The 24,282-nt window shown below is 70.6% G+C and carries 24 protein-coding genes and 3 tRNA genes; 8 read left to right on the top strand and 19 right to left on the bottom strand.

Annotated elements, in window-relative coordinates:
- Positions 1–973 precede the first annotated feature (973 nt).
- The 3 genes from lpdA to ACNYC2_RS04260 all read right to left on the bottom strand — a co-directional run bounded on the left by lpdA (position 974) and on the right by ACNYC2_RS04260 (position 3,857).
- A complete protein-coding gene (gene lpdA, locus ACNYC2_RS04270) occupies positions 974–2,377 on the bottom strand; it encodes a dihydrolipoyl dehydrogenase (protein ID WP_419705834.1) in 1,404 nt (467 codons plus the stop codon).
- A gap of 90 nt (positions 2,378–2,467) precedes the next feature.
- Positions 2,468–2,911 (bottom strand): ribonuclease HI, encoded by a 444-nt coding sequence (gene rnhA / locus ACNYC2_RS04265; RefSeq protein ID WP_419707773.1) that lies wholly within the window; start codon positions 2,909–2,911, stop codon positions 2,468–2,470.
- 28 nt (positions 2,912–2,939) lie between these two features.
- Positions 2,940–3,857, bottom strand: a complete 918-nt coding sequence (locus ACNYC2_RS04260) for an SMP-30/gluconolactonase/LRE family protein (protein WP_419705833.1) — start codon at positions 3,855–3,857, stop codon at positions 2,940–2,942.
- 64 nt (positions 3,858–3,921) lie between these two features.
- Here ACNYC2_RS04260 and ACNYC2_RS04255 point away from each other — a divergent pair, with 64 nt between their 5' ends.
- Together ACNYC2_RS04255 and ACNYC2_RS04250 are read left to right on the top strand one after the other, a co-directional pair.
- Positions 3,922–4,362, top strand: coding sequence for an Lrp/AsnC family transcriptional regulator (locus ACNYC2_RS04255; protein ID WP_419705832.1), 441 nt, complete (start codon positions 3,922–3,924; stop codon positions 4,360–4,362).
- Positions 4,363–4,448: 86 nt separating this feature from the next.
- The gene (locus ACNYC2_RS04250; protein WP_419705831.1) at positions 4,449–5,321 is read left to right on the top strand and encodes an LLM class flavin-dependent oxidoreductase; all 873 of its coding nucleotides are present in this window, start codon (positions 4,449–4,451) and stop codon (positions 5,319–5,321) included.
- Positions 5,322–5,412: 91 nt separating this feature from the next.
- Here the strand turns inward: ACNYC2_RS04250 and leuD are convergent, their stop codons facing one another.
- Entirely contained in the window at positions 5,413–6,048 is a 636-nt protein-coding gene (gene leuD, locus ACNYC2_RS04245) for a 3-isopropylmalate dehydratase small subunit (RefSeq protein ID WP_357510914.1), read from the bottom strand.
- Between the two features lie 14 nt (positions 6,049–6,062).
- A complete protein-coding gene (leuC, locus tag ACNYC2_RS04240; protein WP_419705830.1) occupies positions 6,063–7,616 on the bottom strand; it encodes a 3-isopropylmalate dehydratase large subunit in 1,554 nt (517 codons plus the stop codon).
- An 89-nt stretch (positions 7,617–7,705) separates the two neighbouring features.
- Between leuC and ACNYC2_RS04235 the strand changes: the two genes are divergently transcribed.
- The 3 genes from ACNYC2_RS04235 to ACNYC2_RS04225 all read left to right on the top strand — a co-directional run bounded on the left by ACNYC2_RS04235 (position 7,706) and on the right by ACNYC2_RS04225 (position 9,900).
- A complete protein-coding gene (locus tag ACNYC2_RS04235; protein ID WP_026365378.1) occupies positions 7,706–8,425 on the top strand; it encodes an IclR family transcriptional regulator in 720 nt (239 codons plus the stop codon).
- 192 nt (positions 8,426–8,617) lie between these two features.
- Positions 8,618–8,800, top strand: coding sequence for a hypothetical protein (locus ACNYC2_RS04230; RefSeq protein WP_133249756.1), 183 nt, complete (start codon positions 8,618–8,620; stop codon positions 8,798–8,800).
- Between the two features lie 128 nt (positions 8,801–8,928).
- A complete protein-coding gene (locus ACNYC2_RS04225; protein ID WP_419705829.1) occupies positions 8,929–9,900 on the top strand; it encodes a PH domain-containing protein in 972 nt (323 codons plus the stop codon).
- Between the two features lie 85 nt (positions 9,901–9,985).
- On the opposite strand, the gene ACNYC2_RS04220 is transcribed toward ACNYC2_RS04225, so the two are convergent.
- The 6 genes from ACNYC2_RS04220 to gltX form a co-directional block, all read right to left on the bottom strand.
- A tRNA-Glu gene (locus ACNYC2_RS04220) sits at positions 9,986–10,058 on the bottom strand.
- Positions 10,059–10,095: 37 nt separating this feature from the next.
- A tRNA-Glu gene (locus tag ACNYC2_RS04215) sits at positions 10,096–10,168 on the bottom strand.
- Positions 10,169–10,259: 91 nt separating this feature from the next.
- Positions 10,260–10,331: transfer RNA gene (locus tag ACNYC2_RS04210), tRNA-Gln, on the bottom strand.
- A 143-nt stretch (positions 10,332–10,474) separates the two neighbouring features.
- Positions 10,475–11,281, bottom strand: a complete 807-nt coding sequence (locus ACNYC2_RS04205) for an HAD family hydrolase (RefSeq protein WP_419705828.1) — start codon at positions 11,279–11,281, stop codon at positions 10,475–10,477.
- Complete coding sequence (locus ACNYC2_RS04200) at positions 11,278–12,327, bottom strand: CPBP family intramembrane glutamic endopeptidase (protein ID WP_419705827.1); 1,050 nt, start codon at positions 12,325–12,327, stop codon at positions 11,278–11,280. Before ACNYC2_RS04200 ends, ACNYC2_RS04205 begins: the two co-directional genes overlap by 4 nt.
- A gap of 51 nt (positions 12,328–12,378) precedes the next feature.
- Positions 12,379–13,866: a glutamate--tRNA ligase gene (gene gltX / locus ACNYC2_RS04195; protein ID WP_419705826.1), complete on the bottom strand. Its 1,488-nt coding sequence runs from the start codon at positions 13,864–13,866 to the stop codon at positions 12,379–12,381.
- Positions 13,867–14,069: 203 nt separating this feature from the next.
- Here gltX and ACNYC2_RS04190 point away from each other — a divergent pair, with 203 nt between their 5' ends.
- Complete coding sequence (locus ACNYC2_RS04190; RefSeq protein WP_419705825.1) at positions 14,070–14,606, top strand: hypothetical protein; 537 nt, start codon at positions 14,070–14,072, stop codon at positions 14,604–14,606.
- 118 nt (positions 14,607–14,724) lie between these two features.
- Here the strand turns inward: ACNYC2_RS04190 and ACNYC2_RS04185 are convergent, their stop codons facing one another.
- Genes ACNYC2_RS04185 through ACNYC2_RS04175 form a run of 3 tightly spaced genes read right to left on the bottom strand, consistent with a single transcriptional unit; the run spans position 14,725 to position 16,582 of the window.
- Positions 14,725–15,168, bottom strand: a complete 444-nt coding sequence (locus ACNYC2_RS04185) for a hypothetical protein (RefSeq protein ID WP_419705824.1) — start codon at positions 15,166–15,168, stop codon at positions 14,725–14,727.
- Positions 15,169–15,171: 3 nt separating this feature from the next.
- Positions 15,172–15,798, bottom strand: a complete 627-nt coding sequence (locus ACNYC2_RS04180) for an NUDIX hydrolase (RefSeq protein ID WP_419705823.1) — start codon at positions 15,796–15,798, stop codon at positions 15,172–15,174.
- 1 nt (position 15,799) lies between these two features.
- Positions 15,800–16,582 carry a fumarylacetoacetate hydrolase family protein gene (locus ACNYC2_RS04175; RefSeq protein WP_419705822.1) on the bottom strand — a complete coding sequence of 261 codons (783 nt, stop codon included), beginning with the start codon at positions 16,580–16,582 and terminating at the stop codon, positions 15,800–15,802.
- A 168-nt stretch (positions 16,583–16,750) separates the two neighbouring features.
- On the opposite strand from ACNYC2_RS04175, the gene ACNYC2_RS04170 reads away from it, so the two are divergent.
- Positions 16,751–18,229, top strand: coding sequence for a serine hydrolase domain-containing protein (locus tag ACNYC2_RS04170; protein ID WP_419705821.1), 1,479 nt, complete (start codon positions 16,751–16,753; stop codon positions 18,227–18,229).
- Here ACNYC2_RS04170 and ACNYC2_RS04165 read toward each other — a convergent pair.
- Positions 18,201–19,187, bottom strand: a complete 987-nt coding sequence (locus tag ACNYC2_RS04165; RefSeq protein ID WP_419705820.1) for a class I SAM-dependent methyltransferase — start codon at positions 19,185–19,187, stop codon at positions 18,201–18,203. The two genes, ACNYC2_RS04170 and ACNYC2_RS04165, sit on opposite strands and share 29 nt — an antisense overlap.
- A 150-nt stretch (positions 19,188–19,337) precedes the next feature.
- Between ACNYC2_RS04165 and ACNYC2_RS04160 the strand changes: the two genes are divergently transcribed.
- Positions 19,338–20,690, top strand: a complete 1,353-nt coding sequence (locus tag ACNYC2_RS04160) for a heparan-alpha-glucosaminide N-acetyltransferase domain-containing protein (RefSeq protein WP_419705819.1) — start codon at positions 19,338–19,340, stop codon at positions 20,688–20,690.
- Here ACNYC2_RS04160 and ACNYC2_RS04155 read toward each other — a convergent pair.
- The 4 genes from ACNYC2_RS04155 to ACNYC2_RS04140 form a co-directional block, all read right to left on the bottom strand.
- Positions 20,675–21,550: a PhzF family phenazine biosynthesis protein gene (locus ACNYC2_RS04155; protein ID WP_419705818.1), complete on the bottom strand. Its 876-nt coding sequence runs from the start codon at positions 21,548–21,550 to the stop codon at positions 20,675–20,677. The genes ACNYC2_RS04160 and ACNYC2_RS04155 overlap by 16 nt on opposite strands.
- An 85-nt stretch (positions 21,551–21,635) precedes the next feature.
- Positions 21,636–22,598, bottom strand: coding sequence for an aldo/keto reductase (locus ACNYC2_RS04150; RefSeq protein WP_419705817.1), 963 nt, complete (start codon positions 22,596–22,598; stop codon positions 21,636–21,638).
- A gap of 43 nt (positions 22,599–22,641) precedes the next feature.
- The gene (locus tag ACNYC2_RS04145; protein ID WP_419705816.1) at positions 22,642–23,559 is read right to left on the bottom strand and encodes a nucleotidyl transferase AbiEii/AbiGii toxin family protein; all 918 of its coding nucleotides are present in this window, start codon (positions 23,557–23,559) and stop codon (positions 22,642–22,644) included.
- On the bottom strand, positions 23,556–24,128 hold the full coding sequence (locus tag ACNYC2_RS04140; protein WP_419705815.1) for a type IV toxin-antitoxin system AbiEi family antitoxin domain-containing protein: 573 nt from the start codon (positions 24,126–24,128) through the stop codon (positions 23,556–23,558). Before ACNYC2_RS04140 ends, ACNYC2_RS04145 begins: the two co-directional genes overlap by 4 nt.
- Positions 24,129–24,282: the final 154 nt, after the last annotated feature.

Raw genomic sequence — 24,282 nt, 5'->3', positions numbered from 1 at the left:
GGCGGTTACACCCGAATTCGAATGGATTCTCGCGCGGCTTCTGTTAGATGTCGAGACCCCAGGTCGATCCTCCAGCTATGGTTCGTCTCGATACGCAGTATGCGAGGCCTGACAGGGAGCCGTCCGGCGCGGTGCACCAGTGCGCGAGGTCGACCCGGATGCGCGGGCCGGGCAGGCCTACCGCCGCCTCTGCGACGAGCTGCTCCTCCGCTCGACATCGTCCCGGTGCGAACGGGTCGGCGGACCAACTGAGCTCGACGTGCGGTTGCCCGATACGCTCCGGTTCAGTCGCGAAAGAACGCTCCTCCAGATCGAACTTGGTCGGAACATCGTACGGCCCAGGCAAGGACCACGGCGCGTCCCATGCATCGACCATGTGTCAGCGTGGTCGATCCATGGACGCCGATCGGTCCCCTGCCGTTGGCCCGACGCTCATCCGGCGCACGTCGGACCTGGGCACCATCAGCCTCACGCCGCGGCGAAGCTGGCCCGCAACTAGGAAGAACCGGCGTGCGCTCTCTGACCTGCCGATATGCCTCGCACAACAGCAGGTTTGTGCCTAGGTGGTGTGCGCAGAACGTGCGCTCGTATGCCACATCGACCTCCCCCGTTGAGCCATTCGCGAGCGTCACCCTTGGTGAGGAACGTCAGTGGCTTGTCGTCCTCGGTCCGCGCCGAGTAGACCTTGCCGTCCGGACCCACAAAACGTGCCTGCCAGCGCTTCAAGGGCAGCTTGCGCAGCCTGCCCCATGCCTCTCGCTTCTGAGGCCGTGCCTCGGTTTCGTGCCCATCGTCGGTTCCCTCCTGGTCGTGTCGGCGTGCCTCCTGCGTGGCTCTCGGGGAGGCAATTCGGGGCTCCTCACGTCCATAGGTGTCCACGACACCCCAGGACGCAAAGAGGCCCGGATCCGCGGAATTCCGCGGATCCGGGCCTCTGACCAGGTTCGACTCCCGAGAAACCGGGAGACCGGTCTCAGAAGTTGATCATGTGCCCAGCAATACCGTGCACCGTCTCCTGCACCGACTCCGACAGCGTCGGGTGCGTGTGCACGTTCCGCGCCACCTCATCAGCAGTCAGGTCCCACTTCTGCGCCAACGTCAGCTCCGGCAGCAGCTCCGACACGTCCGGGCCGATCATGTGCGCACCAAGCAGCTCGTTGTACTTCGCATCGGCGACGAGCTTCACGAAGCCCGTCGTGTCGCCCAGCCCGTGCGCCTTGCCGTTGGCCATCGTCGGGAAGGACGACACCTTGACGTCGTAGCCCTCGTCGCGAGCCTGCTGCTCGGTGAGGCCGAACGACGCGACCTGCGGGGAGCAGAACGTGGCACGCGGCATCATGCGGTAGTCGCCCAGCGTCTGGGTCTCGGCCCCGGCGATGGTCTCCGACGCAACGACGCCCTGCGCCTCCGCGACGTGCGCCAGCATGAGCTTGGCGGTGACGTCACCGATGGCGTAGATGTGCGGCACGTTGGTGCGCATGTGGTCGTCGATGGCAATGGCGCCGCGCTCGGTGAGCTGCACGCCCGTGTTCTCGAGGCCGAACCCGCTGACGTTCGGCGCGAAACCGACCGCCATGAGGACCTTGTCGACGACGAGCTCGCCGGGCTTGTCGTCCTTGACGCCCTTGTAGGTGACGGTGACCGACGAACCGTCATCCTTGACGGTCTGGACGGCGGTCGAGGTCAGCAGGTTGACGCCCAGCTTCTTGTACTGCTTGGCGATCTCCTTGGAGACATCGGCGTCCTCGTTCGGCAGCGCACGGTCGAGGAACTCGATGATCGTGACGTCCACGCCGTAGTTCTTCAGGACGTAGCCGAACTCCATGCCGATGGCGCCGGCGCCGACGATCGCGATCGACTTCGGCAGCTCGCGCGTGAGGATCTGCTCCTCGTAGGTCACGACGTTCGAGGACAGCTCGACGCCGGGCAGCAGGCGCACCTCGGAGCCGGTCGCGATGATCACGTTGTCGAAGGTCACCGTCTCGGTGCCGCCCTTGTTGAGGGCCACCTCGATGGTGTTCGCGTCGCGGAACGTGCCGCGGCCGTCGAGCTCCGCGATCTTGTTCTTCTTCATCAGGAAGTGCACGCCCTTGACGCGGCCGCCGGCCACGTCGCGCGAGCGGTCGAACGCCTTGCCGAAGTCGAAGGTGACGTCCCCGGTCATGCCGAAGAGGTCCTTCTGGTGGTTGAAGATGTGGGCCAGCTCGGCGTTGCGGAGCAGAGCCTTGGAAGGGATGCAGCCCACGTTGAGGCAGACACCACCCCAATACTTCTCCTCGATGATCGCAACGGACTTACCGAGCTGGGCAGCGCGGATCGCGGCGACGTAGCCGCCGGGGCCCGCACCGAGGAGTACGACGTCGTAGTGGGAAGCCATGGGACAAGGGTATTAGGGTGCGCGAATCGTGGTGACGTGACATCGGTCTCGTTACCGCTACGGCTTCCGACAGGCCGTCGGCGCAGGCCATCAGCGCACGCTGTCGACGCCCTTGTTCGCCAGCACGTCGGCCGCCTCGTTGCCCGGGTCGCCGGCGTGGCCCTTGACCCAGACCCAGCGCACCGTGTGCTTGGCGACCTCGGCGTCGAGCTCCTGCCACAGGTCGACGTTCTTCACCGGCTGCTTGCTCGCGGTCTTCCACCCGTTGCGCTTCCAGCCCACGATCCAGGTCTTCATACCGTTCATCACGTACGACGAGTCGACGTGGATGGTGACGTCGCTCGGCTGCTTGAGCGCCCGCAGTGCCTCGACCACGGCCTTGAGCTCCATGCGGTTGTTCGTGGTGAGCTTCTCCCCGCCGAACAGCTCCTTGGAGTGCTCCCCCGCCTTCAGGAGCGCACCCCAGCCGCCCAGGCCGGGGTTGCCCTTGCAGGCGCCATCGGTCCACATCTCCACCACGGGTCGCGTCTCCATCACGGCGCAACCCTAGCTTCGCCGGTGGTCAGCGGGGGTACGCGGCGCCGTTGAAGGTGACCCGCAGCGAGTACAGCGAGGTGCCCGCCGTGATGTAGAGGTGGTTCCGCTTCTGCCCGCCGAAGGTGAGGTTGGCGACCGACTCGGGCAGAAGCAGCTTGCCGATCAGGTCACCGTCGGGAGCGAAGCAGTGCACGCCGTCCCAGGCGGCGGCCCAGATGCGGCCCTCGGTATCGAGGCGCAGCCCGTCGAAGCGGCCGGCGTCGCACGTGGCGTGGATCGCGCCGCCGGTCAGGCGTCCGTCGTCCGTCACGTCGAAGACGCGGATGTGGCTCGGGTCCTGGCGGGTGTCGGCGACGAACAGCCGCCGCTCGTCCGGCGAGAACGCCAGCCCGTTGGGCCGGACGAAGTCGTCCGCGACGACGGTGACCTCCCCGTCGACGGGGTCGATGCGGAACACGTAGCAGGCGCCCCCGAAGTCGGAGTCGCCTGCGTTGCCCTCGTAGTCCCCGGTGATGCCGTAGGTGGGGTCCGTGAACCACACCGAACCGTCCGCGCGTACGACGACGTCGTTCGGGCTGTTCAGCCGCTTGCCGCGGTAGCTGTCCGCCAGGACCGTCACCGAGCCGTCGTGCTCGGTGCGCGTCACACGCCGATTGCCTTGCTCACAGGTCACGAGGCGTCCCTGGCGGTCCACGGTGTTCCCGTTGGCGTACCCGGAGCCGTGCCGCAGGACGCCGACGGCGCCCGTCGTCTCGTCGTAGCGCAGCAGCCGATCGTTCGGGATGTCGCTGAAGACGAGGTACTGCCCGCCCGCGAAGTACGCGGGGCCCTCGGTCTTCCGCGCGTCCGAGAAGTGGCGCTTGACGACGTAGTCACCGTCGCATCCGGCGAACCGCTCATCAAGAACGACAAACTGGGCAGAAAATGTCTCAGAAGTGAACACGATTCGGAGGGTAGACTCATACGCCGATTCCTGTACAGCCAGCACCATCGGTATAGTCCCTGTCATGGATGACGTCGACCGGGAGCTCCTGAAGCTGCTGCAGCAGGACGCGGGTATGCCGTACACAGCGCTGGGAAAGGCCGTGGGGCTCTCCGCCGGCGCGGCTCACGACCGCGTGCGCAAGCTCCGAGAACGCGGGGTGATCCGCCGGACGACCATCGAGATCGACCCCAACGCCGTCGGCCGCGGCGTGCTCGCCTTTGTCATGGTCGACGCGAACGCCTGGATGGGCGACCCGTCCACCCGCGAGGCGCTGGCCCGGATCGCGGAGATCGAGGAGGCGCACATCGTCGCGGGAGCGGCCTCGGTCCTCGTGAAGGTACGCACCGCGTCCACCGAAGAGCTGCAGCAGGCACTGCGCCAGATCTTCGGCGTCGACGGCGTCACCGGGACCGACGCGATAGTGGTCCTGGAGACGTTCTTCGAGCGCCCCGTCCACATCTGACCCCACCTGACCTGAGGAGTGTCAGAGGCTCGGCGTAGCGTGCTGGGTGACGTCGGACAACCACCTGGGCCACCCGGAGGAACGGTATGAAGTTCGGATTCATCAGCAGCTTCGGCACGATCGACCAGCACATCGCCCTCGCGCGCGAGAGCGAGGAGCATGGTTGGGACGGCTTCTTCACCTGGGACGCGATCAGCCTGGACGGCGAGTGGGCGATGCCGGTCTACGACCCGTTCGCCGTCCTCGCCGCCGCTGCCACGGTGACGGAGCGCATCACGCTCGGCGCGATGGTGTTCGCCGTACCGCGACACCGCCCGTGGGAGCTCGCGCAGCGCGCCCTCACCGTGGACCGACTGTCCGGTGGTCGCCTGGTCCTGCCCGTGGGTGTCGGGGTGGGCGACGACCGCGGCTTCACCTCTGCTCCCGGTCAGGCGACGGGCCTGAAGGAGCGAGCAGCGCTGCTGGACGAGACGCTGGCCTGGCTCGAGCAGTCCTGGTCCGGAGAGGGCTTCGAGTTCCACGGGGAACACATCAATACCGGCCCGTTCCGCTTCCCCGAGAAGCCGGTGAACGGCCGGATCCCGGTGTGGCCGGTCGGCGTCTGGGACGCCGAGCGTCCGCCCGCCAAGAACCTCAAGCGCACGCTCCGCTGGGACGGGATCGTCCCGCAGCTGCGCGGCACGGCGGACGATCTGACGACGGAGCACATCACCGGACTGGTCGACTGGCTCACGGCGCACCGGTCGGACGAGACCGAGGGGAACGGCACGGAGGGCGACCGGCCGTTCGAGGTGATCTTGCAGGGCAAGCTCTCGCCCGATCCTGCCGAGGCCGCCGAGCAGGCCCGCGTCATGGCCGACGCGGGCGTCACCTGGTGGATCGACTCATGGTGGGACCCGGCCACGGTCACGCCGGAGCTGCTCCTGGAGAAGGTGCGCCAGGGCCCGCCGGCCATCTAGTGCAACAGCTGGTGAAACGACGTTGGTCGAGCTTGTCGAGACCCGGGTCTCGACAAGCTCGACCAACGAAGGCCGGCGAACGACTGCCCGGTCAGACCGGGCGGGCCGCCTCGATCTCGACGGACGGCAGGTGCCGCGCCGGCAGCGTCTTCGGGCGCCAGGACGCCCGGGTCGCCTCGAACGCGGTGATCTTGTCCTCCTGCTGCAGGGTGAGCCCGATGTCGTCGAGCCCCTCCATGAGCCGCCACCGCGTGTAGTCGTCGATCTGGAACGGCACGGTGACGTCGTCGGCGGTCGCGGTCTTGGCCTCGAGGTCCACGGTCACCTCGGTGCCCGGCTTGGTCTCGAGGATCTTCCAGAGGATCTCGATGTCCTCGGGCGAGACCACGCCCGCGACGAGGCCCTGCTTGCCCGAGTTGCCGCGGAAGATGTCGGCGAACCGGGACGACAGCACCACCCGGAAGCCGTAGTCCTTGAGCGCCCAGACAGCGTGCTCACGCGAGGAGCCGGTACCGAAGTCGGGCCCGGCCACGAGCACGGAGCCTGCCGAGTACGCCTCCTGGTTCAGCACGAACGAGGGGTCGCCCCGCCATGCGGCGAACAGCGCGTCCTCGAACCCGGTGCGCGTGACCCGCTTGAGGTACACGGCAGGGATGATCTGGTCGGTGTCGACGTTGCTGCGCCGCAGCGGGACGCCGACACCGGTGTGGGTGTGGATCTTCTCCATGGTCTGTGCTCCTCTCAGCGCAGCGCGGGCTGGCCGGCAGCGGACCCGCTGGCGGATCCGATCGCCACGGGAATGGGCAGGTCGACGACGGACTCGCCCAGCGGGGACGCGCCCACGCCGTCGAGCGGCGTGCCGTCGAAGGTGGTGATGTCGATGTCGTACGGCAGGTCGAGGTCGGCGACGCTCGACAGGGTGCCCCGGATCGCCGTCGCGGCAGCGACCAGCGGCGAGACCAGGTGGGTACGCCCGCCCTTGCCCTGCCGCCCCTCGAAGTTGCGGTTCGACGTGGACGCCGACCGCTCCCCCGGTGCGAGCTGGTCCGGGTTCATGCCCAGACACATCGAGCAGCCGGCGTTGCGCCACTCGGCGCCGAACTCCTTGAAGATCACGTCGAGACCCTCGGCCTCGGCCTGCAGCCGCACGCGGGCCGAGGACGGGACCACCAGGACGCGCACGGAGTCGGCCTTCGTGCGGCCCTTGACGACCTTCGCGACGGACCGCAGGTCCTCGATGCGCCCGTTGGTGCAGGAGCCGATGAAGACCGTGTCGACAGGGATGTCGCGCAGCGGCGTGCCGCCGGTCAGACCCATGTACTCCAGGGCCTTCGCCGCGGTCTCACGGTCGCCCTCGTCGGCGATCTCCGCCGGCACCGGGACGGCCGCCGAGAGCGGCAGGCCCTGGCCCGGGTTGGTGCCCCAGGTGACGAACGGCTCCAGGTCGGAGGCCTCGAGCACCACCTCGGCGTCGAACTCCGCGTCGTCGTCCGTGCGCAGCGTCCGCCAGTACTCGACGGCGGCGTCCCAGTCCTCGCCCTCCGGCGCGTGGGGACGGCCCTCGAGGTACTCGAACGTGGTCTCGTCCGGCGCGATCATGCCGGCGCGGGCGCCGGCCTCGATCGACATGTTGCAGATGGTCATGCGGGCTTCCATGGACAGCGCCCGGATGGCCTCGCCGCGGTACTCGAGCACGTAGCCCTGACCGCCGCCGGTGCCGATCTTGGCGATGATCGCCAGGATGATGTCCTTGGACGTCGTGCCGGCGGGCAGCGTCCCGTTCACCGTGATCGCCATCGTCTTGAACGGCGCCAGCGGGAGCGTCTGGGTGGCGAGCACGTGCTCCACCTCTGACGTGCCGATGCCGAACGCGAGCGCGCCGAACGCGCCGTGCGTCGAGGTGTGCGAGTCGCCGCACACGACCGTGAGGCCGGGCATCGTCAGCCCGAGCTGCGGGCCGACCTGGTGCACGATGCCCTGGTCGGCGTCGCCGAGGCTGTGCAGCCGGACGCCGAACTCCTTGGCGTTGGCGCGCAGCGTGTCGATCTGCGTGCGGCTCGTCAGGTCGGCGATGGGCCGATCGATGTCGAGCGTGGGGGTGTTGTGGTCCTCGGTAGCGATGGTGAGGTCGGGGCGCCGCACCTGCCGTCCGGCGAGCCGCAGCCCCTCGAACGCCTGCGGGCTCGTGACCTCGTGCACCAGGTGCAGGTCGATGTACAGAAGATCGGGTGAGCCGTCCTCGCCTCGACGCACCAGGTGCGCTTCCCAGACCTTCTCCGCCAGCGTGCCGGCCATTGCGGTTCGCCTCCCTGTAACTACCTCTGTCAGAAACAACTTTGGGCCTCGACTTGCAATCTCACGTTCCGAGACGGCAATATCGCGGTATGGACGATACTAGCGGAGTCGGCGTCTTGGACAAGGCGGCGTCCGTCCTCGGGGCACTCGAGGCCGGACCGGCCACCCTGGCGCAGCTCGTCTCCTCGACCGGTCTGGCCCGCCCGACGGCGCACCGCCTGGCCGTTGCACTCGAGCACCACCGCCTCGTGGCCCGCGACATGCAGGGCCGTTTTGTGCTGGGCCCGCGCCTCAACGAGCTGGCCACGGCCGCCGGCGAGGACCGCCTCCTGGCGGCCGCGAACCCCGTGCTCATCGCGCTGCGAGACCACACAGGCGAAAGTGCCCAACTCTACCGTAGGCAGGGCGACCACCGCGTGTGCGTCGCGGCCGCCGAACGCCCGGTCGGCCTGCGCGACTCCATCCCCGTGGGTGCGACGCTCAGCATGAGCGCCGGCTCCGCGGCGCACGTCCTGCTCGCGTGGGAGGAGCCGGACCGCCTCCACCGCGGCCTGCGTGACGCGACCTTCACGGCCACGATCCTCTCCGGCGTCCGACGCCGCGGGTGGGCTCAGTCCGTCTCAGAACGTGAGCTGGGCGTGGCATCCGTCTCGGCACCGGTGCGCGGCCCGTCCGGCCGCGTGGTGGCCGCCGTGAGCGTGTCCGGACCCGTGGAGCGCCTCTCCCGGCAGCCCGGCCGGCTGCACTCCGCCGCGGTCGTCGCCGCGGCGAACAAGCTCACCGAGGTCCTGCACCGGTCCGGCGAGTAGCCCGAGCGTCCCCCGCGGAGCCCGGCACGCACAGGGCTCCGCGGTGCACACGGCGTGTGCGGCAGGTGAGCGGTCGGTGAGCGTTGGTCCGCCACGCCGAGCCAGGTGATTCCCCAGGTCCGGGTCCTTTCAGTACCCTCTTGAGGGACGTGTGCACACCAGGGCACACACCCCTACGTCGTGAGGAATCTGATGCCGCCCAAGGTGAGGCTCATCATCATCTGGATCGTCGTGATCTTCCTGCTGTACTCGGTCGTCAACGACCCCGAGCGCTCCGCCGACGTCGTGCTCGCCCTCTGGGACGTCATCTGGGGTGCCATCGCGAACATCGGCAGGTTCTTCGAGGAGCTCTTCACCGGGTCGATCGGCCGCTGACCACGTAGGGTCAGCGGCGAGACCCGACCACCGGACCGGGCCGTCGGATCGAACCTGTCGGATCGATCCACCGGCCGTCCCGGTCCGGCTCGCGCACCGCATCCGACCGCACCCCCGGGGAGACCCGCATGAGCGCAACAGCGGACTTCGTCGTCCCCAACCGCGCCCTGCAGCGGTACATCCTGGCGGACGAGAAGATCATCATCGCCACGCACCGGCACTGGTCGATGCTCTGGGAGCCGCTCCTCACGACCGCCGGTGCGTTCGTGCTGGCACTGGCCCTCCTCGTCGCCGTCGACCCCAACGTCCGGAACGACATGGGCTGGGTATGGATCCCGTTCGTCATCCTCGGCGGGCGCCTGCTGTACAAGTGGCTGGAGTGGCGGGCCCGCTGGTTCGTCCTGACCGACCGCCGGCTGCTCGTTCTCGACGGCTTCCTCATCCACCGGGTGGCGATGATGCCGACCGAGAAGGTGACGGACCTCGGGTACGAGCGCACCCCGATGGGTCAGCTGCTCGGCTACGGCACCTTCATCTTCGAGACCGCAGGGCAGGACCAGTCCCTCGACCGGGTCACCTGGATACCTCAGCCCGACTCCCGGTACCGGCTCATCATCGCGTCGCTCTTCCACCCGGACGCCGCCGACGCCGAGGCGGCCGCGCAGGCCAACCCGGACATCCGGCCGCAGGCCACGCCTTCGGCCGAATCGCCGTCCGGCCCGCCGCCGCCCGCGCTCATGCCCCGGATCGGACGGCGCATCAACCCGCCGACGCAGCGCATCGAGCTCCCGCCCGCCCGGAGCGACGCCGGCCAGGCCGCCATCCCCGGGAGCGCCGTCCCGGGCAGCGCCGTCCCGGCCGGCGCAGCCGACGAGAGCACGACCACGGACGGCACCGTCCCCGCGAGCGGGGAGCCGACCCGGCCCAGCTGGTCGTCGGCGGGCGGCGCGACGGCGCCCGCGGCGTCGGGCGGCGGCACTGCCGCGAGCGGCGGCGCGCACCACGGGGGCCACGTGCCCGGCGGGGCCACCGCCGACCCGGACTCCGAGGTGCGGCCCGAGCCGTTCATCGAGGGCGGCAAGGATCCGAAGATCCGCTGAAGGCCCGCTAGCCGGAGTTCGGCGAGGGAAACACTTCCCGCAGACGGCGAAAGGCCCGGTCCGCATGGACCGGGCCTCTCTGCTGTACCCCCAGTGGGATTTGAACCCGCGCTACCGCCGTGAGAGGGCGGCGTCCTAGGCCGCTAGACGATGGGGGCCTGAACGGATCCACCGGCCGGAGCCGACGGACCTGCGTACCCCCAGCGGGATTTGAACCCGCGTTACCGCCGTGAGAGGGCGGCGTCCTAGGCCGCTAGACGATGGGGGCCTGAACTACCGGATACGGACCGGTTGCCGGTGAGAACCGTAGCGCACCATGAAACCGACCTGCATCGGCTACGCGTGCGCTGCGCTCTGCGCTGGGGTACCAGGACTCGAACCTAGACTAAGTGAACCAGAATCACTCGTGCTGCCAATTACACCATACCCCATGGGGGTAATGACCTTCTGGATACACCTGTTTCCGCCAGGCTTTCCGTGTGGGCCCTACCGCTGGAGAACACTACCTGACCTCGGACGGTGGTCAAAACGCAAAGGGCGTGCTGTCCGTCACGCGTACCGATCCGGGTCCGGCTCAGGGCTCTTCCGGGCCCGTTCTGCGCGGTTCGGAGCCGTAGCCGAGGGCGGCCGGTAGCTCCGCGAGCGTCTCGATGACCAGCACACCCGCCGCGCGCAGGGCGTCCGGGTCCTGCACGTCACGGAACCCGCCGTCGGGCGCAGGAGAGCCGCCGTAGCCCGGTCCCCGCCTGTGACCCGCCCGGTCCAGCCAGACGCCCGTCAGACGCGCCTGGTGGGCCGCCAGCGCGTCCACCGTGGGCTCGTCGCCCACGTACGCCGTCCGGGCCGGATCGGTGCCCAGCAGCCGGGCGCCCTCGAGGAAGACGCGAGGGTCGGGCTTGCCGAAGCCGAGGGTATCGACCCCGACGAGCACGGGCAGGTCCGCGAGACCGGCCACCCGCAGCTTGTGCTCCTGCAGCGCGGTGGCCGCGTTCGTCACCACGCCCACCCGGATCCCCGCGGCGACCACCGCGTCGACGGCGGCCCGGGCGTCGTCGTGCGCCGTCCACGACTTCTCGAACGTGCCCCAGAACAGCGCGTCCCAGGCGGCGAAGGACGTCTCCGTGACGGGCGCGCCGCCGTACGTCTCGTGCAGCAGCACAGCCCGGAGCCGACGCTGCGTCACGTGGTCCGTCTCGCCGCGCGTGTACCGGCTGTAGAAGCCGCCCGGATCGGTGCGCCAGTGCGCCAGGATCTCCGGCTCCCGCTCGGGCGGGACGTGCGGCAGGTACTCGGCCCGCACGGCCGCCAGCGCCGTCGCGAAGGCTCCCTTGGTGTCGACGAGGGTGTCGTCGACGTCGAACAGGACACCGTCCATGGTCATGCGGTCTCTCCGTTCGCCGGATCGGGCCGCATCGGCTCAGGCCGCACGGGGTCGGTCACCACCAGGTCCGGGCTGTGCCGCCGGGCCCACCACAGCAGCACCATTCCGGTGAGGATCGTGATGGCGATGCTCACCGCTCCGTCGAGGGGTGGTATCTCGGTGATCAGGAGCGATTCCTCCAGCCTGTCGTAGGCGATGGCGAGGCCGAACGCCAGCAGGTTGTTCGCCGCGTGCATCGCGACGGCGATCTCCAGCCCGCCGGTACGCCAGACGAGCAGGCTGGCGAGCAGGCCGAACACCAGCCGGTCGGCGAACAGCCACGGGCTCTGCGCGCCGTGCGCCAGCGCGAACAGGAGTCCCGTCACGAGGGCGGGGACGACGACGGCGAGCCAGCGCCACCGCAACCAGCTGCCGATCCACTGCGACAGCCAGCCGCGGAAGAAGTACTCCTCACCCGCGGACTGCAGCGGCGTGGTCAGCAGGATCACGATCGAGAGCGCGATCCAGCCGGATGCCGGGGTGAGCGGCCACGGACCGGTCTCGTCGGCGCTCGAGCCGGCGCCGGCGTCCTCGCCGCCGGCGGGGAAGCCGAGCTGCGTCAGGAGGAGGTCAGCGCCCACGGTGAGCGGCACCAGGAGCAGCAGCGCGAGGCCCAGCCCGCCGAGCAGGAGGCGCCAGCGCACGCGGCCCAGCACCGACGACACCAGGCCCGCGCGGCCGGCCTGCGCCCAGGTCGCCGCCAGCGCGAGCGGGATGCCGAGGGCGAGGCCGAGGTTGGTGACGAGCATGCCCGCCGGCGAGACGAGGAAGGCGTCCGACGCCGGGTCCGGCAGCTCGGCGCCCATCGACTCCGCGACGACGAAGCCGAGCACGCACAGGAGCAGAGCCCCGGTCACCACAGCGAGGCCGGCGACGATCACCCCCAGCCCGAGCAGGGGCCGCCACCATCGGTGTCTCGGCCCGCGCAGGGCCTGGGGGTACTCGCGTGGGGCGTCGGCTGTCGCTGCTGGGGGCGGCACGGCGTCAAGCATCATGGCGTCGGTCACGCCCGCCACCGTACAGAACTCGTCCGGCCCGCACGCGCTCACCCCGCGACCTCACTCCGCGGCGGCGGTCACCTCCGCCGGAGCCTGGGCCGCGAGCTCGGCCAGACGGGCCTGCGCCGCGTCGATCCGGGCGAGCGTCCGCTCGCGGCCGAGCACCTCGAGCGACTCGAACAGCGGCAGACCGATCCGGCGTCCTGTCACCGCCACGCGGACCGGGGCCTGCGCCTTGCCGAGCTTCATGCCGTGCGCCTCCCCCGCCGTCGTGACGGTGTCCTTGAGCACCTCGGCCTCCCAGGCCACGTCCGCGAACGCGGCGCGGACGTCGGCGAGCAGCTCGGCGGCACCCGCCTTCATCGCCTTGTTCCAGGAGTCCTCGTCGATGACCGGCTCGTCGAGGAACAGGAAGTCGACGTTGTTCGTGATCTCGGACAGCAGGGCCACCCGGGAGTGGGCGAGCGGCGCGACGGCGTCGAACACCTTGCTGTCGAACTGCTCCTCGCTCCACGGGGCGCGGGGCGCGTGCAGCCACGGGCCGCAGGCCTCGGTGAACTCGGGCACGCTCAGGGCGCGGATGTACTCGCCGTTGAACGCGGTGAGCTTCTTGATGTCGAAGAACGCCGACGAGGAGTTGATGTCCTCGACGCGGAACCGGCGCACGAGCTCCTCGAACGGGAGGATCTCCTCGTCGTTGCCGGGCGCCCAGCCGAGCAGCATCAGGTAGTTGACCATCGCGTCGGGCAGGATGCCCTCGGCGAGGTAGTCCTCCAGCGCCACCTTGTCGCGGCGCTTGGAGAGCTTCTGGCGCTTCTCGTTGACGATCACCGGCATGTGCGCCCACTGCGGCGGGGTCTGGCCCAGGGCCTCCCACAGCAGCTGCTGCTTCGGCGTGTTGGGCAGGTGCTCCTCGGCGCGCATGACGAGGGTGATGTTCTCGTCGATGTCGTCCACGACGTTGGCAAGGAGGAAGACCGGCGAGCCGTTGCCCCGCGCGATGACGAAGTCCTCGAGGTTCTTGTTCGGGAACGTCGGGTTGCCGCGGATCAGGTCGACGACCCTCGTCTCGCCCTCGTCAGGCGTGCGGAAGCGCAGCGCGCGGCCCTCGGCGTACTCCAGGCCGCGGTCGCGGCAGAAGCCGTCGTAGCCGGTCTGCTGGTTGCCGGTGCGCGCCATGACGGCGTCCCGGGTGCAGTCGCAGTAGTACGCCTTGCCCTCGGCGAAGAGCCGCTGGGCGGCGTCCTTCTGGATGCCGGCGTTCGCCGACTGGAAGTACGGCCCCTCGAACGCCGGGTCCTCCTTGCGGATGCCCAGGGCCTCCATGGCCGACAGGATCCCGTCCACCCACTCGGGCTGGTTCCGCGAGGCGTCCGTGTCCTCGATGCGCAGCACGAACGTGCCGCCCTGCTGCTTCGCCACTGCCCAGTTGAACAGCGCGGAGCGGGCGCCGCCCACGTGGAACATGCCGGTCGGGGAGGGCGCGAAGCGGACGCGGACGGGCGCGTTCGCCGCCGGGTCGGTCGAGGTGTCGGTTACTGAAGTCACGGGCCCCAGCCTACGGCGCTGCGTCCTCTGGCAGCGTCCCCTGGGGGTGGCCGAGGCCGTCCGGCACGGGGACGAGGTGTCCTAGGCCTCCGGCACCTTTCGGTTGTGGCCGAAATTCATCCACGGACGACGGGCACTCATGCCAAATTTCATCCCGGCGCCGGCCCACAGGTCGGCTGCCGAGACGACGAGAAGGAGACAACATGTCTGGATCGACGGCTTCACGGCGGGCATCCCGGCTCCGGCCGGTGGTGGCCGCGACCGCTGCGCTGCTGATCACCCTCACCGGGGCGACGGCGGCCACGACGTCCGCCGCCGCGTCAGAGGGAGCGACGGAGGCCGCCACGAAGACGGTGACCCACACGGCACCCGCGGCACCGGCTTCGGCAGCCGGCGCAACGGGTGGCGCGGAGTTCGGCGTCACCGCGGTGCCCTCGATCTCGCCGTCCACGCGGGTCACGTACGTCCCGGCCGGAAGCGACTACCCGTGCAACACCGGCGAGCTCTGCGCCCTGGCCTGGGACTCCAGCCGCGGCATGTTCGCGGTGTTCCACCTGTACAACTGCGCCCGGTACAGCGTGTCCGGCTGGACCGGGCAGGGCTACTACGCCAACCAGCAGACGAACGGCACCGTCGCCACGTTCTACAACCAGTCCGGCGGCACGCTCTGGACGTCGCGCGCTCCCTCGGGGCACCAGGGCGCCGGCTGGGACCCGGTGTGGTCGATCCGCAACTGCTGACGCACCACTGACGGGACGCACCACTGACCGCGACGCGCGGTGGCCGGGGATCCGGCCACCGCGCGTCGCGCGTCAGCGACTCAGACGACGAACCTGCCGGGCGGAGCGCACAGCGGACCTAGGTCGCGGGAACGACGGCGCCGTCCCGCGCCGCCCGGTGGCGCCGGCCGCCGACCAGGAGCCCGAGGGAGAACGTCAGCCAGGTGGGGACCTGCACGCCGGCGGCCGTCAGGAGCGCGAACATGTTGAACCCCGGGTCGCCGGGCTGCATGGACGCCGCGATGCCCGCGTAGACGATCCCGAGGACGACGACGGCCAGGCCGAACGCCAGACCCAGAGCGGCCCAGGCACTACCTACCCTCACGAGCCGGAGCAGGCCGATCGCGACGAGGATCAGCGCGAGCACCGTCGCGGTGGCCAGGAGCGCGATCAGCAGGCCGAGGCCGATCTCCAGCAGGCCGAACTGACCGCTGCCACCGAAGACGTAGAGAACCAGGAACACCACGGCGCCGACGGCGACCGCCACCGGGGCCAGGACGAGGAACCGCCGCATGATCGCCATGGCTCATGGTGACGGAAGCACGCCCGAAGGGCCACGATTCCTGCCGCCTCGGTCCGAGGCTTCACCCCACCGTGCCCGCGACAGGGCCACCAGCTCGGCCAGCTCCGGATCCGGCAGCGCGTCGGCGTCCCACCAGCGCACGTCCAGCGACTCGTCCGAGACGACGGGTTCCGCGCCCTGCTCGGCCACGGCGAGGAACCGCACGTCCAGGTGATGTACCGGACGTGCGGCGTCCCCGGTGCCGGGCCGGCAGAACGGCACCACGTGCTCGTCCAGGTGCACCGGCACCGGGTCGACCGACAGCGCCATCAGCCCCGACTCCTCGTGCGCCTCCCGCTCGGCGGCGCCGGCCAGCGTGCGGTCCCCGACCTCGAGGTGCCCGCCGAACTGGAACCACCGCTTCGCCTTGCCGTGCAGGGTCAGGAGCACGCGTGCGCCGTCGTGCGAGAGCACGAGCGTCGACGCCGTGAGGTGGTCGGGCACGCAGCCGCGAAACACCCCGTCGTCGTGCCCGTCGAGGTGCCGCACGTACCGTGCCCTGAGCCGCTCCTGCTCCGCCGTCGGCCCGGTCCAGGCACGCAGCACCCGGGACGCGTCGTCGTGCAACGACGCGCCGTGGTCCGACGCCACGTCAGCGGCGCCGCATCACCGGGTTGGCCAGGACGCCCAGGCCCTCGACCTCGCACTCGACGCGGTCCCCGTGGTCGATCCTGCCGACGCCCGCGGGCGTCCCGGTCAGGATGACGTCGCCGGGCAGCAGGGTCATGGCCTCGGAGATGTACGACACGAGGAACGGCACGTCGAACACCATGTCCCGGGTGCGGCCGTCCTGGCGCGGCTCGCCGTTGACCCGCGAGCGCACGCCGACGTCCTCCGGGTTCAGGTCGGTGTCGATCCAGGGCCCGAGCGGGCACGAGGTGTCGAACCCCTTGGCGCGCGCCCACTGCCCGTCGGTGCGCTGGGCGTCACGTGCGGTGACGTCGTTCGCGACCGTGTAGCCGAGGATGTACGACGACGCCCTCTCCGGCGTGACGTCCTTGCACACCTTGGAGATGACGACGGCGAGCTCGGCCTCGTAGGAGACCTCCTGCGTGAAGTCCGGCAGCACGATCGGGTCGTCCGGGCCGACCACCGACGTGTTCGGCTTGAAGAACAGGAGCGGGCTCGACGGGACGTCGTTGCCCATCTCCTTGGCGTGGTCGACGTAGTTCCTGCCCACGGCCACCACCTTGGAGCGCGGGATCACCGGGGCGAGCAGCCGGACGCCGTCGCCCAGCTCGACGCGCTCGCCGGTCGGCATGGCCGGCATGTACAGGGGGTCGCCACCCAGGACGGCGAGGAAGGTCTTGTCGCCCTCCTGCTGCACGAGGGCGAAGCGGGGGTCGTCTCCGTTGGTGAATCTAGCTATACGCACGGGGCCAGCGTAAGCCTGCCTCGCGGGCCCGGGCGCTCGGGGTCCGTTCAGGGTCGGCCAAGGGCTCCGACCCAGGTCATCCCCGATGCCTCCGTCCCCGGCCGGTCCATAGCGTGTCGGACGGACGGTCCGGCTGATCGAGACGCCGGGCCCTGACGAGGAGCGAGCATGCGGAACTATCGGGCCGGGGTGCGGCGGCACACCGCTCTGCGGGCAGCCCTCGCGGTGGCGGCGATGACGGCGCTCGTGGCGACGGCGACGGCGGCACCCGCCGAGGTCGACGGCTACCTGGCCGAGTACGTACGGGTCCACCGCGCGCCGGGCGTGGCCCTCGTGACGCTCGCCGACGGCGACGTGCGCGTACGGGTGCACGGCGTGACCGGCGACGGCGACCCGGTCGCCGAGGACACCCCGATGCGGATCGGATCGATGAGCAAGGCGTTCACCGCGCTGGCCGTGCTGCAGCAGGCGGACGCCGGGCGGTTCGACCTCGACGACCCGGTCGCCGAGGTGCTCCCGGAGCTGCGGATGGCCGACGACCGCTACCGGCGGATCACGGTGGAGGACCTCCTGAACCACCGCTCCGGCCTGGCCGTGACGGACCTGGAGTACTCGTCCGACCCGGCCTCCGCCCCGGCAGAGACCGTCGAACGCCTGGCCGACGAGGAGCTGGCCGCCGACCCGGGCACCACCACGATGTACAGCAACGCGGGCTACACGGTGCTGGCCCGGCTCGTCGAGCACACCTCGGGCATCGGCTTCGGCGAGTACCTGGAGCAGCGGGTGTTCACGCCGCTCGGCATGGACTCCAGCACGGCGACCGAGCTGTGCGACGCACCGTCGCCCGGCCTCGCCCGTGGGTTCTCGGGGCTCGGCCCGCTCCTGGTGGCGGTACCGGAGCTACCCCAGGGCTGCGCCGGGAACGGCGGCATCGTCTCCACCGCGGGAGACATGGCGTCCTGGCTGCGGTTCCAGGTAGGGGACGGCACGTCGCCGTCGGGCGAGCGCCTGCTGGACGCCGACACCTTCCGCGCGTTCCACGACGTGCCGGCCGACGCCGCGGAGTACGGCTACGGCTGGCACCGAACCACCACGGAGGACGAGACGGCGCCGCTGATCGGGCACGGCGGCACGCTCGCGACCTTCGCCTCCGGGATCGAGTTCTCCCCGGTCACGGGGACGGGCGCCGTGGTGCTCAGCAACGCCGCCGGGGAGCCCATGGCGCTGACGCACAACGCTGTGGTGGCGGTGGACGGCGGTACGCCGCGGTCGACGTCCAACCCGTTCGACGTGTTCAACGCCGTCGTCCTCGGGATCGCGGCGCTCGTGCTGGTGGCCGGGGTGGTCGTCGTCGTGCGATCGAGGACGTGGGCGGCGCGGCGCGCCGCCGGGGCGCCGCACTGGCGCGTGCTGCGGCTGGTCCCGCTCGCGGTGCTCACCGCGCTCGGCGCCCTGCTGCCCTGGCTCGGCGCCCAGCTCATGGGCCTCGCCGAGCCCGTGGCGGCCTACCGGGTGGTGCTCTGGCTGTACCCGGCGGTCGTGCTGCTCGGTCTGGCGATCTTCCTGGCCGCCGGCGGTGGGCTCACCGCACGGCTCGTCCGCCTCCGGGACGCGACGGTCAGGCCCGAGCCAGCACCTCACCGTTGAGCACCGCGAACCAGCCGTCCGGGGCCGCGGCCCACTCCCGCCAGCCCTGGGCGAGCTGCTCCAGCGCGACGTCGTCCGCGAGCGCCGAGTCCTTGGCCTGCACCGCGAAGTTCGACTGGGTGCAGCGTTCGGCCCACAGGCCGCCCCACCAGGTGCGGTCGTCGGGGGTGGCGTAGCACCAGACGCTGGCGCCGGGTTCGATCGTGGCGGGGTCGAACCCGGCGTCGCGTACCCAGGAGGCGAGGCGGCGTCCGGCGTCGGGCTCGAAGCCGTAGGTGTGCGTGACCTCGTGGTAGAGCATGTTCCACTCGGTGAGCTCGGGGGACTCCGGGAACCAGGTCATGGCCTCGTAGTCGGCGTCGCGCACGGCGACGAACCCGCCGGGCTTGGCGACGCGCTTCATCTCGCGCAGCGCGGCCACCGGGTCGGACAGGTGCTGCAGGAGCTGGTGTGCGAAGACGACGTCGAACGAGCCGTCCTCGAACGGCAGCTCGTACGCGTTGGCGTGCTCGAAGCTGATGTTCTTGGTGCCGTGCGCGTCGGCGAGGCCGCGGGCGGACTCGAGCACGTCGTCGGAGGCGTCCACGCCGACGACGCTGCCCTGCGTCAGCCGCTCGGCCAGGTCGACCGTGACGGTGCCGGGGCCGCAGCCGACGTCGAGCAGCGTCATGTCGGAGAGCAGGTGCGGGAGCAGGAAGGCCGCGGAGTTCGCCGCCGTCCGACGCCGGTGCGAGCGCAGCACGGACTCGTGGTGCCCGTGCGTGTACGACTCGGACTCCTTGGTCAGGTCCGTCCCGGCGACCGGGCTGTCCTGGCCACCGGCCAGCCGCGACAGGCTGCTGGGGGCGTCGACCGCGTCGATGGGGTCGGTTCCCGCGGGCTGGGTCCTGTGTCGGGACGTGTCGCTGCGGGGGGTGTCGCTGCGAGCGATGTCGTGCTCGTTGGCGCTGCCAGTCATGGCCGCACTGTATGTGCGCCGGGCGGTGCGGCACATCTGCGTTCTCATCCCTCGGACGGCCCGTCCCGAGAGCGCACGGCTTTTCGACGGTGTTCGGCCCGACGGCGTGGCCCGCGCGCGTCCGCGCCGCCGTCGCGCAAGGATGCCCGCATGCCGACGCCTGACCAGCCCTCCGCCGCGCCGTCCGCGGTGTCCCGTGGACCGTTCCGGGGCGCCCTCGACCGGATGGGCCGCAACCTGCTCGGTGGTCCCGGCCGGGTGCCCGGGGCCGACATCGCGCGCGGCATCGCCGTGCTGGGCATGTTCACGGCGCACGTGGGCGTCACCTCCGACGACATCAGCACGCTGGAGGGGTGGCTGAGCCTGGCGCACGGGCGCTCGTCGATCCTGTTCGCCACCGTGGCCGGGCTGTCCCTGGCGCTGTTCACGGGCGGCGCCAAGCCGTTCACGGGTGAGCTGATGCGCACCGCGCAGGCCCGGATCCTGGTCCGGGCCGTGCTGCTCATGGCGCTGGTCGCGGTGCTCGACCTGCTCGACGGGCGCGTGCTGCTCATCCTCGGGTTCTACGCCGCCTACTTCGTGCTGGCGCTGCCGTTCCTGCGCCTGTCGCCGGCCCGGCTCGCCGCGATGGCGGTGCTCGTCGCGGTGGTCGGACCGTTCCTCGCCTACTACGGCCCGGAGGCCCTCGCGCGGGCGGGCCTGCGCGCGCCGCACGACGGTTCGGGCGCCGCCACCGACTTCCTCCTCACCGGCCACTACCCGGCGGTGGTCTGGATGGCGTACGTGTTCGCCGGCCTCGCGGTGGGGCGCTGCGACCTGCGCTCGCCGGCGCTGCGCCTGGGCCTGGTCGCCGGCGGGTTCGGGCTCGCCGCCGTCACCTCGCTCGTCTCGTCCACCCTGGTGGCCGGTGCCGGAGGTATCGAGGCCATCGACCGAGAGCTCGCCATGACGTCGTACGAGTACCTCAACTCGACACCACCCACCCTGACCGACCCGTGGCCGCCCCTGGCCGGCCTGTACCTGGAGGGGCCGCACGACGACACGATGTTCGAGGCCCTGGGGTCCGGGGGCTTCGCGCTCGGCGTGCTTGGGTTGTGCCTGCTCGTCGGAGCGCGGGGCGGCACGGACGCCGACGGCGGCGGCCGGGGGCGGCAGGTCGCGCGACGGGTGGCACTCGTGGTGACCGCCCCGCTGGCGGCCGTCGGCGCCATGGCACTGACGGTGTACTCCGCGCAGCTCGTGGTCATCTGGTGGTGGAGCCGCGCCGGCGTGGACCTGCTCGTCTACCCGGACAACGGGCCGCTCGGCGTGATGGTGCTCTGGGCGCTGGCCGGGGCGACGCTGTGGCGGGCGCTGTTCGGGCGCGGCCCGCTGGAGCGGGTGTTCACGGGGGTCGCGCGGAAGGCGTTCCCGACGCCGGTCCGTGATTCGGACGCGGCGTCCGGCGCCGCGCCCGACGCTGCTCCGGACCTGGCGTCAGCCCCTGCTCAGAAAGCCACCTGACCGACGATCGTCGTGACGGTGTCGCCGCCGACCCACACCTCGCCGTCCGGCAGCTTGTCGACGTGCACGCGGCCCTCGCGGCCCAGCGCCGTCCCCTGCGACGCGACATAGGACGACGGCAGCACGTCCCCCGCGAGCCACTGCCCCAGGCCGGCGTTGAGGCTGCCGGTCACCGGGTCCTCCCCCACTCCGATCGACGGCACGAAGGCGCGCACCTCGATCGCGGGCTCGCCCGCCGGGTACTCGCCGACGACGCCCACGCCGTACTCGCCGACCACACCCAGCTTCAGCTCCCCCATCGCCGCGAGATCGGGCTCGAGCGCGAGCACGGCAGCCGCGTCGCGGAGCTGGACCGCCACCCAGCCGGGTCCGTTGTCGACCCAGGCCGCGCGGACGACGTCGGACGGGCCGATCCGCAGCGACCGCGCGATCCGCACGAGGTCGGCGCCGTCGACGTCGCCCGAGCGGATCAGGGGCGGGCCCGCGAAGGCCAGGCGGTGCCCGTCGCCGACGGCGGTGCGCCGCAGCCGCACCAGGCCGACGCCGCACTCCTGGACCACGCCCTCACCGGCGGGCTCGCCGCCGGCCTCGAGCCACGCGTGCGCGGTGCCGAGCGTGGGATGCCCGGCGAACGGCAGCTCGCCGCCCGGGGTCCAGATCCGCACGCGGTAGTCGGCGCCGCCGTCGCGCCCGGCGTCGGTCGGGGCGAGCAGGAACGTCGTCTCCGACAGGTTGGTCCAGCGGGCGAAGGCGGCCATCTGGTCGTCGGTGAGCCCGTCGGCGTCGTGCACGACGGCGACGGGGTTGCCGCCGGTCAGGGCCGGGGAGAACACATTGACCTGCCGAAACGAAAGCCTCATGCGCCCACGCTACCCACCGTGTCAGACGTACAGGTCACCGGAGTGACCCGTACGTCTGACACATGCGGCCGGGTCTGACAGGTGGTCAGGTTGGGAAGATTGCGTCCAGCTCCGTGAGGTCCTCCGGCGTCGGGGTCCACGTCCACGCCTCGGCGTTGCGGCGGATCTGCTCCGGACGCGTGGCCCCGGCGATCACCGAGGTCACCTCCGGTCGGGACAGCAGCCACGAGAACGCGACGTCGATCTCGGCGACGCCCCGCTCGCGGCAGAACGCGCCGAACCGGTCCAGCGCCTCCCACGGCGCGGACTCCAGCAGGTGGGGCTTCGCGACCACGAGGCGCGAGCCGTCCGGCCGGGCCCCCGCCGAGTACTTCCCCGTGAGCAGGCCGTTCGCCAGCGGGAAGTACGGCAGCACGCCGACGCCGAACGCCTCCGCCGCGGGCAGCACCTCGCGCTCGACGCCGCGGGACAGCAGCGAGTACTCGTTCTGCGCGGAGACGAACCGGGTGCCGCCGAGCGACCGCGCCACGTGCTCGGCGTCGGCCACCTGCCAGCCCTTGAAGTTCGAGTGGCCCACGTAGCGCACCTTGCCCGAGGTGACCAGGTCGTCGAGCGCGGCGAGCGTCTCGTCGATCGGGGTCGCCGGGTCGGGCGTGTGCAGCTGGTAGAGGTCGATCCAGTCGGTGCCGAGCCGGCGCAGCGACGCCTCGGCGGCGCGCACGATGTACCGGCGCGAGCCGCGAGCGCCGAAGTCGTTCCCGTTGGCGCCCTGCATGTCGAGGCCGAACTTCGTGGCGACGAGGACGTCGTCGCGGCGGCCCTTGAGCGCGGCGCCGAGCAGCTCCTCGGACAGGCCGCGGCGGGCGCCGTACGCGTCGGCGGTGTCGAAGAAGGTCACGCCGGCGTCGATCGCGGCGTCGATCAGGGCCGTCGCACCTTCAGCGGTCTCGGTGACGGTGCCGGTGCGGCCGAGGTTGTTGCACCCTAGGCCGACGACGGGAACGGACAGGCCGGAGCGCCCGAGGCGGCGCAGAGGAAGATCGGACATGTTGGCACCCTACGACGGCGGCCGGGGCGAACGCGCCGGACCTCTACGGGGTCGTCGAGGCCGCCCGTCGCGCCTGCCACACGCGCGCTTCGGGATCCCACGTCCGGCTCTCGGAACTGCCATCAAGCGCTGGGTCCGTGAAGACGACGATCTCGTCCAGCAAGTCCTGGAATCGTTCTGGTGTGCCGACTTCAAGACGTTGCTTGCGCCGCCACTGGGCCCACCGGGTCTGGGCGACGTCAGCCATGCCATCAAGTACGACTTTCAAGGGTTGCAGCTCGACGCCCCGGTAGACGGCCACGTGTTCGATTGCCGGAGCCAGGTCGGCCAGCCGAATGGGCCGGATCCGCGCGAGAGCAACGATGTCGACGAAGTCGCGCCAACGCGTGTTCGCGGTGCCCCGTTCGACGGCGGTGACGATCTTCTCCGCGAGAACCATGTGGTCTGGGTAGCCCATCAATTCCACGACGCCTCCGAGCAGGCGGGGCACTTCGGTACGCGCAGGTGCGGGCCAGATCGGATCTCCGAAGTTCACGTCCACGTGCAGCGCGATGCGGGACGTGGCGAGCCGTGCTGTGACCTTCGCGCGCACACCCGTGTAGTCGGCCTCGTCCCGGATCTCCTCGCCGAAGACCGACGCCAGATCGAATTCCAGCCCGTCGTCGAGATCGACAGCGACGATCTGGCGGACGCGCTCGGCGACGTCGTCGATGTCGTTCGGGAAGCCTGACGCTGCAAGATCGACGTCGCGCGTGGGACGGCGGGCGGCGAAGGCTGCCATCAGGACACCACCCTTGAGGACGAAGTCGCTGACGTGCTTCGACGCGGCCAAGCGGGTCAGGAAACCTTCGAGGGCGTAGAGCGTCAGGTATTCGGCGACGTCACGACCGTCGCGGCGAGCCAGGTTGCGCAGGTCGTTGTACGCACGGCCTGCCGATGTGCCGCGGGTAGGTCGAGTCACAGCAGAATCTCCAGAGCTTGTCGAATGCGAGGCACGGACCTCGGGAAAGCGCGAGCCGTCGCAAGAAGGGCAGCGGGCGAGTTGCCTCGCTGGCGTACCCAGCGGCGCAGCGCTGTATGGGCGGCATCGAGGCCTTCGCGATGAGCCAGCCGGAAGCTGTCGACGATGGTTCGTTCGGCGGAGTAGACCCACAACTTCAGATCGTCCGTGTCTTCCAGTCTGAGGCGCCCGACCTCGAACGTCGCAGGATCGAAGCTGTGCCAGGTCACGTGGTCGAATCCCGCTGGGCGACGATTTCCCCGCGGCAAGGCAATGTCCGGACCGAACGGGATCGCGTCGCTCAGCCCGTGATGGACCAAAGCACTGGTCAGACACATGGTCGCTTGAGGTCGGAGCGCCGTAGCCGCTGCGAGAGGAACCAGTGTCGGATCGATCCGGTCTGGACGGACGAACACGCCCCTCGCGACCCGTTCCAGCTCACCGTTCTCGACCATGCGATACACCTGGTCCTTGCGCAGCCCAGCAGCACGCGCGTCGTCAAGCGTCAGCACGGCCGACGGGAACGTCATGAGTAGTACTCCTAACTGCTTACACCTCAAGGGTACCTGTATACGTTTAGGACGCATCGTGCGTAGTGGGGCGCCGGCGCAGGAACGCTTCAGCCGCATCCGCCGGGTGCGGCGCCGACTTACCCTGGACCGGTGAGCACAGTCCTCGGCGAGC

This window comes from Promicromonospora sp. NFX87, from assembly GCF_048564965.1.
Lineage (GTDB): Bacteria > Actinomycetota > Actinomycetes > Actinomycetales > Cellulomonadaceae > Promicromonospora.
This window is presented reverse-complemented; position numbering and strand designations above follow the sequence as displayed.

Coding starts and splice junctions, on each gene's coding strand:
- lpdA (WP_419705834.1), bottom strand. CDS start 2,377: ATGGCTTCCCACTACGACGTCGTACTCCTCGGTGCGGGCCCCGGCGGC.
- rnhA (WP_419707773.1), bottom strand. CDS start 2,911: ATGGAGACGCGACCCGTGGTGGAGATGTGGACCGATGGCGCCTGCAAG.
- ACNYC2_RS04255 (WP_419705832.1), top strand. CDS start 3,922: ATGGATGACGTCGACCGGGAGCTCCTGAAGCTGCTGCAGCAGGACGCG.
- ACNYC2_RS04250 (WP_419705831.1), top strand. CDS start 4,449: ATGAAGTTCGGATTCATCAGCAGCTTCGGCACGATCGACCAGCACATC.
- leuD (WP_357510914.1), bottom strand. CDS start 6,048: ATGGAGAAGATCCACACCCACACCGGTGTCGGCGTCCCGCTGCGGCGC.
- leuC (WP_419705830.1), bottom strand. CDS start 7,616: ATGGCCGGCACGCTGGCGGAGAAGGTCTGGGAAGCGCACCTGGTGCGT.
- ACNYC2_RS04235 (WP_026365378.1), top strand. CDS start 7,706: ATGGACGATACTAGCGGAGTCGGCGTCTTGGACAAGGCGGCGTCCGTC.
- ACNYC2_RS04230 (WP_133249756.1), top strand. CDS start 8,618: ATGCCGCCCAAGGTGAGGCTCATCATCATCTGGATCGTCGTGATCTTC.
- ACNYC2_RS04225 (WP_419705829.1), top strand. CDS start 8,929: ATGAGCGCAACAGCGGACTTCGTCGTCCCCAACCGCGCCCTGCAGCGG.
- ACNYC2_RS04205 (WP_419705828.1), bottom strand. CDS start 11,281: ATGACCATGGACGGTGTCCTGTTCGACGTCGACGACACCCTCGTCGAC.
- ACNYC2_RS04190 (WP_419705825.1), top strand. CDS start 14,070: ATGTCTGGATCGACGGCTTCACGGCGGGCATCCCGGCTCCGGCCGGTG.
- ACNYC2_RS04185 (WP_419705824.1), bottom strand. CDS start 15,168: ATGGCGATCATGCGGCGGTTCCTCGTCCTGGCCCCGGTGGCGGTCGCC.
- ACNYC2_RS04170 (WP_419705821.1), top strand. CDS start 16,751: ATGCGGAACTATCGGGCCGGGGTGCGGCGGCACACCGCTCTGCGGGCA.
- ACNYC2_RS04165 (WP_419705820.1), bottom strand. CDS start 19,187: ATGACTGGCAGCGCCAACGAGCACGACATCGCTCGCAGCGACACCCCC.
- ACNYC2_RS04160 (WP_419705819.1), top strand. CDS start 19,338: ATGCCGACGCCTGACCAGCCCTCCGCCGCGCCGTCCGCGGTGTCCCGT.
- ACNYC2_RS04155 (WP_419705818.1), bottom strand. CDS start 21,550: ATGAGGCTTTCGTTTCGGCAGGTCAATGTGTTCTCCCCGGCCCTGACC.
- ACNYC2_RS04150 (WP_419705817.1), bottom strand. CDS start 22,598: ATGTCCGATCTTCCTCTGCGCCGCCTCGGGCGCTCCGGCCTGTCCGTT.
- ACNYC2_RS04140 (WP_419705815.1), bottom strand. CDS start 24,128: ATGACGTTCCCGTCGGCCGTGCTGACGCTTGACGACGCGCGTGCTGCT.